The organism is Streptococcus pseudopneumoniae (assembly GCF_001074975.1).
Classification (GTDB): Bacteria; Bacillota; Bacilli; order Lactobacillales; family Streptococcaceae; genus Streptococcus; species Streptococcus pseudopneumoniae_D.
Genome location: NZ_JUUO01000024.1, coordinates 1 through 13,259 on the forward strand (window position 1 = coordinate 1; position 13,259 = coordinate 13,259).

Here is a 13,259-nt window from a genome sequence, read left to right on the forward strand (position 1 = left end):
TATTGAATATGCCATAAGAAGATTATACCACATTGTGTACTGTTTTTGGTTCATTTTGCTATAAAAATAAAAAAGGAGTATTTGTCATGAATACAAAAATGATGGAACAATTTGAGATTATGGATACTGATGTGCTTGCTTGTATTGAAGGTGGCGGTTGGATAAAATGTGGACTCGGTGTAGTTGGAGGTGCATTGACTGGAGGAGTTGCTGGTGGTGCTGTGGGCACTGTAACGCTACCTATCATTGGTACTGTATCTGGAGCTGCTGCTGGTTTTTGGGGTGGGGGGGCAACGGGTGCTGCTACCTTCTGTTAAAAATCGCTCTTCATTACTAAGCTGAATTTAGTTGGAATGGAGTAAATAATTATGAACAAGAAAAAGATAGTTTCAACTATAGTATTTTTAGTATTTATTATAATGTCAGTGGCTAATTTTTTTAGAGACTTAACCCCATTGCTATTCATTTTGAATATTATTGGCCTAACTTGTTTTTTAGTGTTAACATACATTAGCATAAAAGACATGATCTTAAATAGAAGTAAATGATGATTTTGTTAGTCCTAGAACCAATCAACTTATGTATATCGGCTTGACAGGTTTTATGTCTATTATCTATTTGTATAGAGGTATCACAGTAGCAGAATCCTATCAACAAATAATCGCTTATATTGGTGATATTCTTTGCTTGATTATTATGCTTTTTCTCATTTGGAGATTGAAGTATTATAAAAAGTAGAGCTTAATGAAGTATAAAAGAAAAGGGTAAGTGTTTTCGCAATACTTACCCTTTTATAATGAATTTTTTTGCAATTCAAGATGTTTCGATGACCATTTAAGATTTAGATGAATTTGTAATCTTAAATAAGGTAAGATAAAGATAACAAATGTAAAGGAGTATTCTTATGAAGAATCAAAAGATAAAATCGCTATTACTTGTACCACTTGTATTTGCATCTATTACTACGGGTGTTGTATATGCAGAAGAACATCCTACTACTTCATCTATCCAGGCGAATGATAGTTCTCTTGTGGCACCAGATTTGCCATCGGCTAAGGAAAAGGTGGAGCATAAGCCTTCTGTTGTAACCCCAGAAGAGTATGAGAAGAATGTTACGGACTTTAAAAAGATAGATATTGAAGCTGTACGTCAATCTTTTACAGAGGATCAATTGGAACATACTATTTATTTTGGTAGAAAAACTTGCTCTCATTGTCGTCAATTTTCTCCTGAATTGAAAGAATTTAATAACTTGATTGAAAAGAAGTTAGAGTATTATGATTTGGATGGTAAGGATTTTGATGGGGAAGCGAGAGAGTTTCTATTTAAAAAAGTCGGTATTCCAGGAACACCAACAATTTTGTATTTAAAAAATGGACATCCGATATCTGGATGGGTTGGTGGCGGAGCAACTGCACAACAGGTGTATGATTATATGTACTCGAGAAACTCACCTAAGCAAACGGAGACAGTGAAATCTTCTGAGGAAACAGTAACTGAAAGTGTCCGTGATGAGAATACTAGAAGTGACAGCATGAGTATTAGTGATAAAGTTGTAAGTGACAGCAAAGGTATGAGTGATGAAAAAAGAACTGAAATGAAAATATCCAATGTTAATCCCAATTCTAATAGCAAAAATAGTGGGAAAGTGGAGAGTACAAACTCAACTTCTGAAGCTAAAACTACTCAATCTGGCAATTTAGCAATGTTAGACAATAAGAATCAATTGGAAACTCCCAAACCTATTTTTGATGTTGCTCAAGAAAATAAAACTCCTTCAATTGATGTTAAGGGGACTGATTATGTAAGCAAATCTATTACTTCGAATGAAAAATTATTACCGAAAACAGGAGAGGAAGAAAGTTACCAACTGATTCGGCTAGCTGTCGCGTTTTTTATGGCTTCTATAATGATTAAAGTAAAACAAAAAATTCATAAATAAAAATAGATGGTAAACAGGTGAAATGATACTATTTGTTTGTAATAACATATAGCTAACATTTGCCTATAGACACGAGTGAGGAAATAGATGTATTTAGTTTATATATAAAAGATTGTAATTGTATATGAAATGAATGGTAAATAGTTAGTATTAGCTGAAGTAGAAAATCGAAAATGAAAGGAAAATTATCATGAGTAAAAATAGTAGAACAGAAAAAGTTAGAGTAACAGAAAGTGCAGATTTTGGAGCATATTTTTTAATTTTAGCAGTTGTAGCCGTCGGTGCGCTTGCTTATTTTTCAGAAGATTTTGGGCCAAGGTGGGCAAAAGTTATAGAAATAGTCGGAGCGCCGTTTTCTTTAGGTTTAGGTTTTTTTGCTTTTGATAAAGGTTTTGAAATGCTGAACGATTATAAAGAAAATAAAAGAAAAGAAGACGAAGAGGAAGAAAAAAACAACAAGCAGAACTAAAAAATGTAAAATAAAGGGGTAAAAAATGGCAAGGAAAAAGAAGTAACAAAGAAGTAACAAAGAAGCATCCCATGTGAATACAAAAACAATGTTTCAATTTGTAGAAGCTAACAGATAAAGTTTCTCTTTATCCAGTTTGACTTTTGCCATAGTATATGAGGTATCCTATATGAATAAGAAATCCTTTTTTATCCTCTGCTCTACGTTGATTATAGCATCGAATCTTCTCATGATTTCCGTGGTGAACAAGGGAGAAGAAACAGGAAGCAATCTGTTTGTGATTGCTATAGCCTGTGTTATGTTACCAGCCTTTTTATATGCAGTTGAAAACAGACTTACTTCAATGGTAAGAGTAGAATCAATACTCCTGATTCAGCTGACAGTTATATCCCTACTCCGTCTTATCAACAGAATAGGGAGGACGCCTGAAATCCTAAACATTATTATTACCCTTATCGCTTTGGCAAGTGGGACAGCTGCTATTCTTGTTGCGATTATGAGAATATATGAAAACATACGGAAGTAAGGGTGAATGGTTTTAGATTTTAGATCTTTACGTTGTTAAATTCCCTATGAATACAAAAACGATGTCACAATTTGAAATGATGGCTACTGATATGCTTGCTTGCGTTGAAGGAGGTTTCGGAGGTTGGGGAGATATGATTGCTGGTTTATTGGGTGGGCTAGCACCTTCTCCAACTTTGGATCAATTAAATGGTAAGTGGCCTATTATACATTTTTCAAAACCATGTGGTCCATATGGTATAGGGGGAACTCCAAACTCATGTAATGGTATTAAAAAAGGATTGAAGCTATGAAGGCAAAATATGGGAATCAAATTGTTGATGTTTGGGAAATTGGTCAAGCAACTCCTAAACCCAGTTGGGTAGAGGAAGCTTTTCAAAAAAATTATATGGTTTGGTTGGATAATCATGTGCGCATTCTAATGGCAGGTCTCAACACTTCTCTCGCAACGAATATCAAGTTTGGTCTAGTTGGAACAGTTGGAGGAGGATTCGCTGGTTATGGAATGTATGTTCTTGGTTATCCAGGTGATTATATAGATGTCACCAATCATAGAGTTGTTTCTGCTAAAACATTTCACAAAAGTTATCAAATTTTAGAAAATGATTAGATATCATTTAATTGTAATGGAGAAAGCAATGAAAAAAATATTTTTAAAAAAACGGACCATCTTCCTTGCGAGATTGTTCCTAGGGCAGTTGCCCTTACTTGTCTCTACTTATCTATTTCTATCTCGTCAGTTTTTAAATTTTTCTTTAATTTTCCAATTTCTTTTAGTGGTTATTAACTTGGCTTCTATTTTGGTCACTGTTTACCTCACTAGAGAAATGAGGATAAGAAAGTTTGAAGATGATGATTTGGTTAATCCTAGAACCAATCAACTGATGTTCATTGGTTTGACAGGTTTTATGTCTATTATCTGTTTGTATAGAGGGATCACAGCAGGAGAATCCTACCAACAACTAATAGCCTATATTGGCGCTATTCTCTGCTTGCTTATCATGCTTCTGCTCATTTGGGGCTTGAAGTATTATAAAAAGTAGGTTGCTTTATATGCGACTAGTCTATAGCCTGACAAGAGGAGGTACTAGGCTAGTTACTGTCTTGTAGATAGTGGGAAGGATTTCTATGAAAAAGTATCAGCTTCTCTTCAAAACAAGTGCAGTCTTGTCTTACTTATTTTTCGTATTTGGCCTTTCTCAGCTAACGCTTATAGTCCAAAATTATTGGCAATTTTCTTCTCAGATAGGAAATTTCTTCTGGATTCGAAATATCTTGAGTTTGCTATTTAGCGGGGTCATGATTTGGATTCTGGTTAAGACAGGCCATGGCTATCTCTTTCATATTCCAAGAAAAAAATGGCTTTGGTATTCGATTTTGACAGTATTAGTAGCGGTAGCTCATATATTTTTTAATATTCAGACAGCTAAACATGCTCAGTCAACTGCTGAAGGTTGGGCCGTATTGATCGGTTATAGTGGGACCAACTTTGCCGAGCTAGGTATCTATATAACTTTGTTCTTTCTAGTGCCACTGATGGAAGAATTGATCTATAGGGGTTTGTTGCAACATGCTTTCTTTAAACATTCGCGATTTGGTCTTGATTTGCTTCTTCCTTCCATTTTGTTTGCTCTTCCTCATTTTTCAAGTCTGCCTAGTCTGTTAGATATTTTCATTTTTACAACATTTGGAATCATCTTTGCTGGTTTGACCCGCTATACCAAGAGCATTTATCCATCCTATGCGGTGCATGTGATTAATAATATTGTAGCGACTTTACCATTTTTTCTGACTTTTTTACACAGGGTCTTGGGGTAAAAAATCAAAAGGCTTGCTTTTCAGCCATAGAGGAGGTTATCATGTATAAACACTTATTTTTCCTAGATTCAAAAATCTTAGACTGGTTGACACCCTATATTCTAGTTTTGGCTTCTGACACCATTGCCTTTAATGTTTTTGTTATAACCTTTGTATCTGTTGTGGCCTTTTATTTCCTAAATCCCATGCTAGCTTTAATGGCTATCTTCTTAGGGGCTGGTTATGTTGTCGGATTTTGGTTACTAAAATGGTTTGTTATGGAAAGACTAGAGCTCAAGGATGACTTGTAGGAAAGTCTGTTTGGTGAGGAGGATAATTTTATGGAGTTTTTTGATAAATTTCATGCCTTGTGCTTTGGATTTTTAGTACTAATAATCGTCATTACAGTTCCTTATACGATTAACCATGGGGATTTTTTTCAAAATGAAACTGCATTGATTATTGTAAGTCTTCTAGTAACCTCGCTGAGTGTTGCTTATGCTAGAAAGTTTGAAATGATTTCTTTTGGGATGTTAAGCAGGAAACAACTTTTACTTTTCATTGCAATCTTTCTTCTAAGTGTGCTTGAGACGCTGGTTTATATTCATTTCTTCGCTATTTCTTCTGGCGCGGGAGTTCAACACTTGGCGGAAGTCAGCAGAGGGATTTCTCTGTCTTTGATTTTGACTACCTCAGTTTTTGGCCCCATCCAGGAGGAACTCATTTTCAGAGGACTTCTTCAAGGTGCGGTTTTTGACAACTCTTGGTTAGGGCTTGTGCTAACTTCCTCTCTCTTTTCTTTCATGCATGGACCTTCTAATGTCCCTTCGTTTATTTTTTATCTACTTGGGGGCTTGTTGCTGGGCTTTGCTTATAAAAAGAGCCAAAACTTATGGGTTTCTACTCTAGTCCACATGTTTTACAACAGTTGGCCACTCTTATATTATTTATAAAAATCATGAAAAGGTAAGCAGAAGACGGTGCTTGCCTTTTTCTTTCCATAATGATAGCCCAAGCCAATTGAGAGGCTTTTCTTTGAGAATCGGGTGTGGAGCGGTTGACGAATAGGCCAAAAACTAGTAGAATAGTAAGGAAACTTTATACGGAGGAAAGAAATGGATTTGGGTGATAATGAGCTAACACTGACTCCCATACCTGGGAAAAGTGGCAAGGCTTATATGGGTAGCTATCCTGATGGGAAGCGTATCTTTGTAAAAATGAACACCTCTCCAATCCTACCTGGTCTAGCTAGAGAACAAATTGCTCCACAATTATTATGGAGTCGCCGTTTGGCAGATGGGCGTGATATGTGTGCTCAAGAATGGTTGACAGGCAAGATATTGACCCCCTATGATATGAATCGTAAACAAATCGTCAATATTTTAACCCGTCTTCATCGCTCACGTCCTTTGATGACACAGTTGAGTCGTTTGGGCTATGCCATGGAAACACCTGTAGATTTACTCCAGTCTTGGCAAGAAACGGCTCCAGATGCTTTGCGTAAAAATCATTTTATCAGTGAAGTGATGGCTGATTTACGTCAGACTATTCCAGGATTTAGAGAGGACCATGCGACCATTGTCCATGGAGATGTACGACATAGTAATTGGATTGAGACAGATAGTGGCTTGATTTATTTGGTAGATTGGGATTCGGTTCGCTTGACCGATCGCATGTTTGATGTGGCCCATATGCTCTGCCATTATATTCCAGAACATCAGTGGAAGGAATGGTTGACCTACTACGGTTACAAGTACAATCAAACGGTATTAAATAAATTGTATTGGTACGGTCAATTGTCTTATTTGAGCCAGATTTCCAAGTATTATATGAACCAAGATTTAGAAAATGTCAATCGGGAGATCCATGGCTTGCGTCACTTCCGAGACAAGTATGGAAAGAGAAGATGAGAGTTAGAAATCGTAAAGGGGCGACAGAATTACTAGAGGCAAATCCCCAGTATGTGGTCCTCAATCCCTTGGAAGCAAAGGGAAAATGGCGGGACTTGTTTGGAAATGATAATCCTATTCATGTGGAAGTAGGAAGTGGAAAGGGTGCCTTTGTTTCAGGTATGGCTAAACAAAACCCTAACATCAACTATATCGGGATTGATATTCAAAAGTCTGTTTTGAGCTATGCTTTGGACAAGGTGCTTGAAGTTGGAGTGCTTAACATCAAGCTTTTGTGGGTAGATGGTTCTGACTTGACTGACTACTTTGAAGACGGTGAGATTGATCGTTTGTATCTGAACTTTTCAGATCCTTGGCCTAAAAAACGCCATGAAAAGCGTCGTTTGACCTACAAGACCTTCTTGGATACCTTCAAGCGTATCTTGCCTGAAAATGGAGAAATTCATTTCAAGACAGATAACTGTGGCTTGTTTGAGTACAGCCTAGTGAGCTTTTCTCAGTATGGCATGAAACTCAATGGTGTCTGGCTAGACTTACATGCCAGTGATTTTGAAGGCAATGTCATGACAGAATACGAGCAAAAATTCTCCAACAAGGGGCAAGTTATCTACCGAGTTGAGGCAGAATTTTAAGAAATAGCCTGAAATCAGGCTATATAAGTGCTTTTGCTTTACATAAGTTGGCAAACGTGCTATACTAAGAGTAAGAATATGAGAAAGTGAGGCGGGGAAATATCTTCGCCTCTTGCTTATGAGGAGGTGGACGCAATCGCAACAATTGTAGAATTAGTCAGAGAAGTTGTAGAACCTGTCATAGAAGCACCTTTCGAACTTGTGGATATCGAGTATGGAAAGATTGGCAGTGACATGATTCTCAGTATTTTTGTAGATAAACCTGAAGGAATTACCTTGAACGACACGGCAGACTTGACAGAAATTATCAGTCCTGTCCTAGACACCATCAAGCCAGATCCCTTCCCAGAACAATATTTCCTAGAAATCACCAGTCCAGGCTTGGAACGTCCTTTGAAAACCAAGGATGCTGTCGCTGGAGCGGTTGGGAAATACATCCATGTCGGGCTCTACCAAGCCATCGATAAGCAAAAGGTCTTTGAAGGAACCTTGGTGGCCTTCGAAGAGGACGAGTTGACCATGGAATATATGGACAAGACACGTAAGAAAACTGTCCAAATTCCATACAGTTTAGTATCAAAAGCACGTTTAGCAGTAAAATTATAGAAAAAGAAAGGATAGCTTTTGAGGATTCAAAAGTGAAGAAAACATGAGTAAAGAAATGCTAGAGGCCTTCCGCATTTTGGAAGAAGACAAGGGAATCAAAAAAGAAGATATCATCGACGCAGTAGTAGAGTCGCTTCGTTCCGCTTATCGCAGACGCTATGGTCAATCTGATAGCGTGGCTATTGACTTCAACGAAAAAACAGGTGACTTTACAGTTTATACTGTCCGTGAAGTGGTTGATGAAGTATTTGATAGCCGTTTGGAAATCAGCTTGAAAGATGCTCTTGCCATTAATTCAGCCTATGAACTTGGAGACAAAATCAAGTTTGAAGAAGCACCTGCTGAGTTTGGTCGTGTAGCAGCCCAATCTGCTAAACAAACCATTATGGAAAAAATGCGCAAGCAAACACGTGCCATTACTTACAATACTTACAAAGAACATGAGCAAGAAATCATGTCTGGTACAGTAGAACGCTTTGACAACCGCTTCATTTATGTCAACCTTGGCAGCATTGAAGCCCAATTGTCAAAACAAGACCAAATCCCTGGAGAAGTTTTTGCTTCTCATGATCGTATCGAAGTTTATGTCTACAAGGTTGAAGACAACCCTCGCGGTGTCAACGTCTTTGTTAGCCGTAGCCATCCAGAAATGATCAAACGCTTGATGGAGCAAGAAATTCCAGAAGTTTATGATGGAACTGTTGAAATCATGAGCGTGGCTCGTGAAGCTGGTGACCGTACTAAGGTTGCCGTTCGCAGTCATAATCCAAACGTGGACGCTATTGGTACAATCGTTGGACGTGGTGGAGCGAATATCAAGAAGATTACTAGCAAATTCCACCCAGCTCGCTACGATGCCAAGAGCGACCGTATGGTGCCAATCGAAGAAAACATCGACGTTATCGAATGGGTAGCTGATCCAGCTGAATTTATCTACAACGCTATCGCTCCTGCTGAAGTTGACCAAGTTATCTTTGATGAAAACGACAGCAAACGTGCCTTGGTGGTTGTTCCTGATAACAAGCTTTCTCTTGCTATCGGTCGTCGTGGGCAAAACGTTCGCTTGGCAGCTCACTTGACTGGTTACCGTATTGATATCAAGTCTGCTAGTGAATTTGAAGCCATGGAAGAAGCTGCTTCAGTAGAGTTGGAAGCAGAAAACGATACTGTAGAAGAATAAAAGCTGCTAGAGGAGGGAAAGATGAAAACAAGAAAAATCCCTTTGCGCAAGTCTGTTGTGTCCAATGAAGTGATTGATAAGCGTGATTTGCTCCGTATTGTCAAAAACAAAGAAGGACAAGTCTTTATCGATCCAACAGGCAAGGCCAATGGCCGCGGCGCTTATATCAAGCTAGACAATAAAGAAGCCCTAGAGGCGAAAAAGAAGAAGGTCTTTAACCGTAGCTTTAGCATGGAAGTGGATGAAAGCTTTTATGACGAGTTGGTCGCTTATGTGGATCACAAAGTGAAAAGAAGAGAGTTAGGACTTGAATAAGCAAAAGTTAAGCAATCTCTTGGGACTTGCTCAGAGAGCAGGGCGGATTATATCGGGTGAAGAATTGGTGGTCAAGGCCATTCAAGACGGCAAGGCCAAGTTGGTCTTTCTAGCCCATGATGCTGGCCCCAATCTGACCAAGAAGATTCAAGATAAAAGTCATTATTATCAAGTAGAAATTGTAACCGTGTTTTCAACACTGGAATTAAGCATAGCAGTCGGAAAATCGAGAAAGGTTTTGGCTGTAACAGATGCTGGATTTACAAAGAAAATGAGGTCTCTTATGGAATAGAAGAGGAGGACATGATTTGTCTAAGAAAAGATTGTACGAAATCGCAAAAGAACTTGGAAAAGAAAGTAAAGAAGTTGTAGCGCGTGCAAAAGAGTTGGGCTTGGATGTGAAAAGCCACTCATCAAGTGTGGAAGAAGCTGTCGCTGCAAAAATCGCTGCCAGCTTTAAGACTGTAGCTGCTCCGAAAGAAGAAGCAAAACCTGCAGCACCAAAAGCAAGTGCAGAAAAGAAAGCCGAAAAATCTGGGCCAGCTAAACCAGCTGTGGCTAAGGAAGAGGCAAAACCGGCTGAGCCAGTCGCTCCTAAAACAGAAAAAGTAGCAGCTAAACCGCAAAGCCGTAATTTTAAGGCTGAGCGTGAAGCTCGTGCTAAAGAGCAGGCAGAACGACGCAAGCAAAATAAGGGCAATAACCGTGACCAGCAACAAAACGGGAACCGTCAGAAAAACGACGGCCGTAATGGTGGAAAACAAGGTCAAGGAAACCGCGACAATCGCCGTTTTAATGACCAAGCTAAGAAACAGCAAGGTCAGCAAAATCGTGGAAACGAGCGCCGTCAACAAGAGGACAAACGTCCAAATCAAGCGGCTCCACGTATTGACTTTAAAGCCCGTGCAGCAGCCTTAAAAGCAGAACAAAATGCAGAATATGCCCGTTCAAGTGAGGAACGTTTCAAACAGACTCAGGCTGCCAAAGAAGCCTTGGCCCAAGCTAACAAACGCAAGGAGCCAGAGGAAATCTTTGAAGAAGTGGCTAAGTTAGCTGAACAAGCGCAACAAGAACAACAAGTTCAAGCAGTGGTTGAAGTCGTCCCTGAGAAAAAAGAAGCTGCAGTGGATACACGTCGTAAAAAACAAGCTCGACCAGACAAAAATCGTGACGATTATGATCACGAAGAAGATGGTCCTAGAAAACAACAAAAGAATCGAAGTAGTCAAAATCAAGTGAGAAATCAAAAGAATAGTAACTGGAATAACAACAAAAAGAACAAAAAAGGCAATAACAAGAACAACCGTAATCAGACTCCAAAACCTGTTACGGAGCGCAAATTCCATGAATTGCCAACAGAATTTGAATATACAGATGGTATGACCGTTGCGGAAATCGCAAAACGTATCAAACGTGAACCAGCTGAAATCGTTAAGAAACTCTTTATGATGGGTGTCATGGCCACACAAAACCAATCCTTGGATGGGGAAACAATTGAACTCCTCATGGTGGATTATGGTATCGAAGCCAAACAAAAAGTTGAAGTGGATAATGCCGACATCGAACGTTTCTTTGTCGAAGATGGTTATCTCAATGAAGATGAATTGGTTGAGCGTCCACCAGTTGTAACCATCATGGGACACGTTGACCATGGTAAAACAACTCTTTTGGATACCCTTCGTAACTCTCGCGTTGCGACAGGTGAAGCAGGTGGTATCACTCAGCATATCGGTGCCTACCAAATCGTGGAAAATGGCAAGAAGATTACCTTCCTTGATACACCGGGACACGCGGCCTTTACATCTATGCGTGCGCGTGGTGCTTCTGTTACCGATATTACGATCTTGGTCGTAGCGGCAGATGACGGGGTTATGCCTCAGACTATCGAAGCCATTAACCACTCAAAAGCGGCCAACGTTCCAATCATCGTTGCCATCAACAAGATTGATAAACCGGGTGCCAACCCAGAACGCGTTATCGGTGAATTGGCAGAGCATGGTGTTATGTCAACTGCTTGGGGTGGAGATTCTGAATTTGTTGAAATCTCAGCTAAATTCAACCAAAACATCGAAGAATTGTTGGAAACAGTCCTTCTTGTGGCTGAAATCCAAGAACTCAAGGCAGACCCAACAGTGCGTGCTATCGGTACAGTTATCGAAGCGCGCTTGGATAAAGGAAAAGGTGCGGTCGCAACCCTTCTTGTTCAACAAGGTACCTTGAATGTTCAAGACCCAATCGTTGTCGGAAATACTTTCGGTCGTGTCCGTGCTATGACCAATGACCTTGGTCGTCGTGTTAAGGTTGCAGGTCCATCAACACCAGTTTCTATCACAGGTTTGAATGAAGCGCCAATGGCGGGTGACCACTTTGCCGTTTACGAAGATGAAAAATCTGCGCGTGCAGCAGGTGAAGAACGTGCCAAACGTGCCCTTATGAAACAACGTCAAGCTACCCAACGTGTCAGCCTTGAAAACCTCTTTGATACGCTTAAAGCTGGTGAACTCAAATCTGTTAACGTTATCATCAAGGCCGACGTACAAGGTTCTGTTGAAGCCCTTTCTGCCTCACTTCAGAAGATCGATGTGGAAGGTGTTAAAGTGACCATCGTCCACTCAGCGGTCGGTGCCATCAACGAATCAGACGTGACCCTTGCCGAAGCTTCAAATGCCTTCATCGTTGGTTTCAACGTACGCCCTACACCACAAGCTCGTCAACAAGCTGAAGCTGACGATGTGGAAATCCGTCTCCACAGCATTATCTACAAGGTTATCGAAGAGATGGAAGAAGCCATGAAAGGGATGCTTGATCCAGAATTTGAAGAAAAAGTTATCGGTGAAGCAGTTATTCGTGAAACCTTCAAGGTGTCTAAAGTGGGAACTATCGGTGGATTCATGGTTATCAACGGTAAGGTTACCCGTGACTCTAAAGTCCGTGTTATCCGTGACGGTGTTGTTATCTATGACGGTGAACTTGCAAGCTTGAAACACTACAAAGACGACGTCAAAGAAGTTACAAACGGTCGTGAAGGTGGATTGATGATTGACGGCTATAATGATATCAAGATGGATGATGTGATTGAGGCCTATATCATGGAAGAAATTAAGAGATAAGATTTTTTGCTCCTTCCTTAGGTGGTGAGGGACGCAAGCAAACCGATGGTTTCATTGCTTATTTTTGAGCCTAGAGTCTCAAAAATCCCCTGTGATGGGACTGATAAATCAGTTCCATCACTTTCACCACGGCGAAAGAAGCAGATGATTTCAAATTGAACTTCGTTTCAATTTGAAATGAAAATCAAGAAGTTTAAAAATAGCTAGGTCTGCTGGCCTAGCTTTTGGTTCAAAGTAGAGAAAGGAATATCATGGCAAATCACTTCCGTACGGATCGTGTGGGCATGGAAATCAAGCGTGAAGTCAATGAGATTTTGCAAAAGAAAGTCCGTGATCCGCGTGTCCAAGGTGTAACCATCACAGATGTTCAGATGCTAGGAGACTTGTCTGTTGCCAAGGTTTACTACACCATTTTGAGTAACCTTGCTTCGGATAATCAAAAAGCCCAAATCGGGCTTGAAAAAGCAACTGGTACCATTAAACGTGAACTAGGTCGCAATTTGAAATTGTACAAAATCCCAGATTTGACCTTCGTCAAAGACGAGTCCATAGAATATGGAAACAAGATTGACGAAATGCTACGCAATCTGGATAAAAACTAAAGAAGAGGGGTAACCCTCTTTTTTGGTATTTGCCAGTCCTCCTTATGGTATAATATAAGCAGTAAAATTATTTTATACTCTTTGAAAATTCAAACCGCGTCAACGTCGCCTTGGATTATATATGTGACTGACTTCGTCAGTCTTATCTACAACCTCAAAACAGTGTTTTGA

The 13,259-nt window shown here is 39.7% G+C and carries 18 protein-coding genes and 1 pseudogene; all 19 read left to right on the plus strand.

The genetic code is table 11. The features are described 5' to 3' along the window. Positions 1-86 precede the first annotated feature (86 nt). The 19 genes and pseudogenes from ADI86_RS01035 (at position 87) to rbfA (ending at position 13,088) form a co-directional block, all read left to right on the plus strand. Entirely contained in the window at positions 87-317 is a 231-nt protein-coding gene (locus ADI86_RS01035) for a Blp family class II bacteriocin (RefSeq protein ID WP_033679712.1), read from the plus strand. A 51-nt stretch (positions 318-368) separates the two neighbouring features. Next, a pseudogene (locus ADI86_RS12505) lies at positions 369-738 on the plus strand (immunity protein). A 166-nt stretch (positions 739-904) separates the two neighbouring features. Continuing rightward, positions 905-1,942: a thioredoxin domain-containing protein gene (locus ADI86_RS01045; protein ID WP_049531417.1), complete on the plus strand. Its 1,038-nt coding sequence runs from the start codon at positions 905-907 to the stop codon at positions 1,940-1,942. Between the two features lie 190 nt (positions 1,943-2,132). After that, on the plus strand, positions 2,133-2,411 hold the full coding sequence (locus ADI86_RS01050; RefSeq protein ID WP_049531418.1) for a hypothetical protein: 279 nt from the start codon (positions 2,133-2,135) through the stop codon (positions 2,409-2,411). A gap of 169 nt (positions 2,412-2,580) precedes the next feature. Beyond that, complete coding sequence (locus ADI86_RS01055) at positions 2,581-2,937, plus strand: hypothetical protein (RefSeq protein ID WP_049531419.1); 357 nt, start codon at positions 2,581-2,583, stop codon at positions 2,935-2,937. A gap of 46 nt (positions 2,938-2,983) precedes the next feature. Then, positions 2,984-3,229: a bacteriocin gene (locus tag ADI86_RS01060; RefSeq protein WP_049531420.1), complete on the plus strand. Its 246-nt coding sequence runs from the start codon at positions 2,984-2,986 to the stop codon at positions 3,227-3,229. Then, the gene (locus tag ADI86_RS01065) at positions 3,226-3,546 is read left to right on the plus strand and encodes a hypothetical protein (RefSeq protein WP_049531421.1); all 321 of its coding nucleotides are present in this window, start codon (positions 3,226-3,228) and stop codon (positions 3,544-3,546) included. The genes ADI86_RS01060 and ADI86_RS01065 overlap by 4 nt, the downstream gene beginning before the upstream one ends. Positions 3,547-3,574: 28 nt before the next feature. Further along, the gene (locus ADI86_RS01070) at positions 3,575-3,979 is read left to right on the plus strand and encodes a hypothetical protein (protein ID WP_049531422.1); all 405 of its coding nucleotides are present in this window, start codon (positions 3,575-3,577) and stop codon (positions 3,977-3,979) included. An 85-nt stretch (positions 3,980-4,064) separates the two neighbouring features. Beyond that, the gene (locus ADI86_RS01075; protein ID WP_049531423.1) at positions 4,065-4,754 is read left to right on the plus strand and encodes a CPBP family intramembrane glutamic endopeptidase; all 690 of its coding nucleotides are present in this window, start codon (positions 4,065-4,067) and stop codon (positions 4,752-4,754) included. 41 nt (positions 4,755-4,795) lie between these two features. Next, positions 4,796-5,044: an immunity protein BlpZ gene (blpZ, locus tag ADI86_RS01080; protein ID WP_049531424.1), complete on the plus strand. Its 249-nt coding sequence runs from the start codon at positions 4,796-4,798 to the stop codon at positions 5,042-5,044. A 30-nt stretch (positions 5,045-5,074) separates the two neighbouring features. Next, positions 5,075-5,686 carry a CPBP family intramembrane glutamic endopeptidase gene (locus tag ADI86_RS01085; protein ID WP_049531425.1) on the plus strand — a complete coding sequence of 204 codons (612 nt, stop codon included), beginning with the start codon at positions 5,075-5,077 and terminating at the stop codon, positions 5,684-5,686. Between the two features lie 162 nt (positions 5,687-5,848). Further along, positions 5,849-6,643 (plus strand): cell cycle regulator CcrZ, encoded by a 795-nt coding sequence (gene ccrZ / locus ADI86_RS01090; RefSeq protein ID WP_000362999.1) that lies wholly within the window; start codon positions 5,849-5,851, stop codon positions 6,641-6,643. Then, entirely contained in the window at positions 6,640-7,275 is a 636-nt protein-coding gene (gene trmB, locus ADI86_RS01095; protein WP_049531426.1) for a tRNA (guanosine(46)-N7)-methyltransferase TrmB, read from the plus strand. Before ccrZ ends, trmB begins: the two co-directional genes overlap by 4 nt. Before the next feature lie 126 nt (positions 7,276-7,401). Beyond that, a complete protein-coding gene (gene rimP, locus ADI86_RS01100; protein WP_049515952.1) occupies positions 7,402-7,881 on the plus strand; it encodes a ribosome maturation factor RimP in 480 nt (159 codons plus the stop codon). A gap of 43 nt (positions 7,882-7,924) precedes the next feature. After that, entirely contained in the window at positions 7,925-9,061 is a 1,137-nt protein-coding gene (gene nusA, locus ADI86_RS01105) for a transcription termination factor NusA (RefSeq protein ID WP_049531427.1), read from the plus strand. Positions 9,062-9,082: 21 nt separating this feature from the next. Beyond that, entirely contained in the window at positions 9,083-9,376 is a 294-nt protein-coding gene (gene rnpM, locus ADI86_RS01110; RefSeq protein WP_049531428.1) for an RNase P modulator RnpM, read from the plus strand. Beyond that, complete coding sequence (locus tag ADI86_RS01115) at positions 9,369-9,668, plus strand: YlxQ-related RNA-binding protein (RefSeq protein ID WP_049531429.1); 300 nt, start codon at positions 9,369-9,371, stop codon at positions 9,666-9,668. The genes rnpM and ADI86_RS01115 overlap by 8 nt, the downstream gene beginning before the upstream one ends. Before the next feature lie 16 nt (positions 9,669-9,684). Further along, positions 9,685-12,486: a translation initiation factor IF-2 gene (gene infB / locus ADI86_RS01120; RefSeq protein WP_049531430.1), complete on the plus strand. Its 2,802-nt coding sequence runs from the start codon at positions 9,685-9,687 to the stop codon at positions 12,484-12,486. 251 nt (positions 12,487-12,737) lie between these two features. Beyond that, complete coding sequence (gene rbfA / locus ADI86_RS01125) at positions 12,738-13,088, plus strand: 30S ribosome-binding factor RbfA (RefSeq protein ID WP_001273601.1); 351 nt, start codon at positions 12,738-12,740, stop codon at positions 13,086-13,088. Positions 13,089-13,259 lie beyond the last annotated feature (171 nt).

Bases quoted from the DNA above. Each gene is read 5' to 3' on its own strand.
- ADI86_RS01065 (WP_049531421.1), top strand. From the start codon at position 3,226: ATGAAGGCAAAATATGGGAATCAAATTGTTGATGTTTGGGAAATTGGT.
- ccrZ (WP_000362999.1), top strand. From the start codon at position 5,849: ATGGATTTGGGTGATAATGAGCTAACACTGACTCCCATACCTGGGAAA.
- ADI86_RS01050 (WP_049531418.1), top strand. From the start codon at position 2,133: ATGAGTAAAAATAGTAGAACAGAAAAAGTTAGAGTAACAGAAAGTGCA.
- ADI86_RS01060 (WP_049531420.1), top strand. From the start codon at position 2,984: ATGAATACAAAAACGATGTCACAATTTGAAATGATGGCTACTGATATG.
- rnpM (WP_049531428.1), top strand. From the start codon at position 9,083: ATGAAAACAAGAAAAATCCCTTTGCGCAAGTCTGTTGTGTCCAATGAA.
- trmB (WP_049531426.1), top strand. From the start codon at position 6,640: ATGAGAGTTAGAAATCGTAAAGGGGCGACAGAATTACTAGAGGCAAAT.
- ADI86_RS01075 (WP_049531423.1), top strand. From the start codon at position 4,065: ATGAAAAAGTATCAGCTTCTCTTCAAAACAAGTGCAGTCTTGTCTTAC.
- ADI86_RS01085 (WP_049531425.1), top strand. From the start codon at position 5,075: ATGGAGTTTTTTGATAAATTTCATGCCTTGTGCTTTGGATTTTTAGTA.
- ADI86_RS01055 (WP_049531419.1), top strand. From the start codon at position 2,581: ATGAATAAGAAATCCTTTTTTATCCTCTGCTCTACGTTGATTATAGCA.
- ADI86_RS01070 (WP_049531422.1), top strand. From the start codon at position 3,575: ATGAAAAAAATATTTTTAAAAAAACGGACCATCTTCCTTGCGAGATTG.
- rbfA (WP_001273601.1), top strand. From the start codon at position 12,738: ATGGCAAATCACTTCCGTACGGATCGTGTGGGCATGGAAATCAAGCGT.
- nusA (WP_049531427.1), top strand. From the start codon at position 7,925: ATGAGTAAAGAAATGCTAGAGGCCTTCCGCATTTTGGAAGAAGACAAG.
- ADI86_RS01045 (WP_049531417.1), top strand. From the start codon at position 905: ATGAAGAATCAAAAGATAAAATCGCTATTACTTGTACCACTTGTATTT.
- ADI86_RS01035 (WP_033679712.1), top strand. From the start codon at position 87: ATGAATACAAAAATGATGGAACAATTTGAGATTATGGATACTGATGTG.
- blpZ (WP_049531424.1), top strand. From the start codon at position 4,796: ATGTATAAACACTTATTTTTCCTAGATTCAAAAATCTTAGACTGGTTG.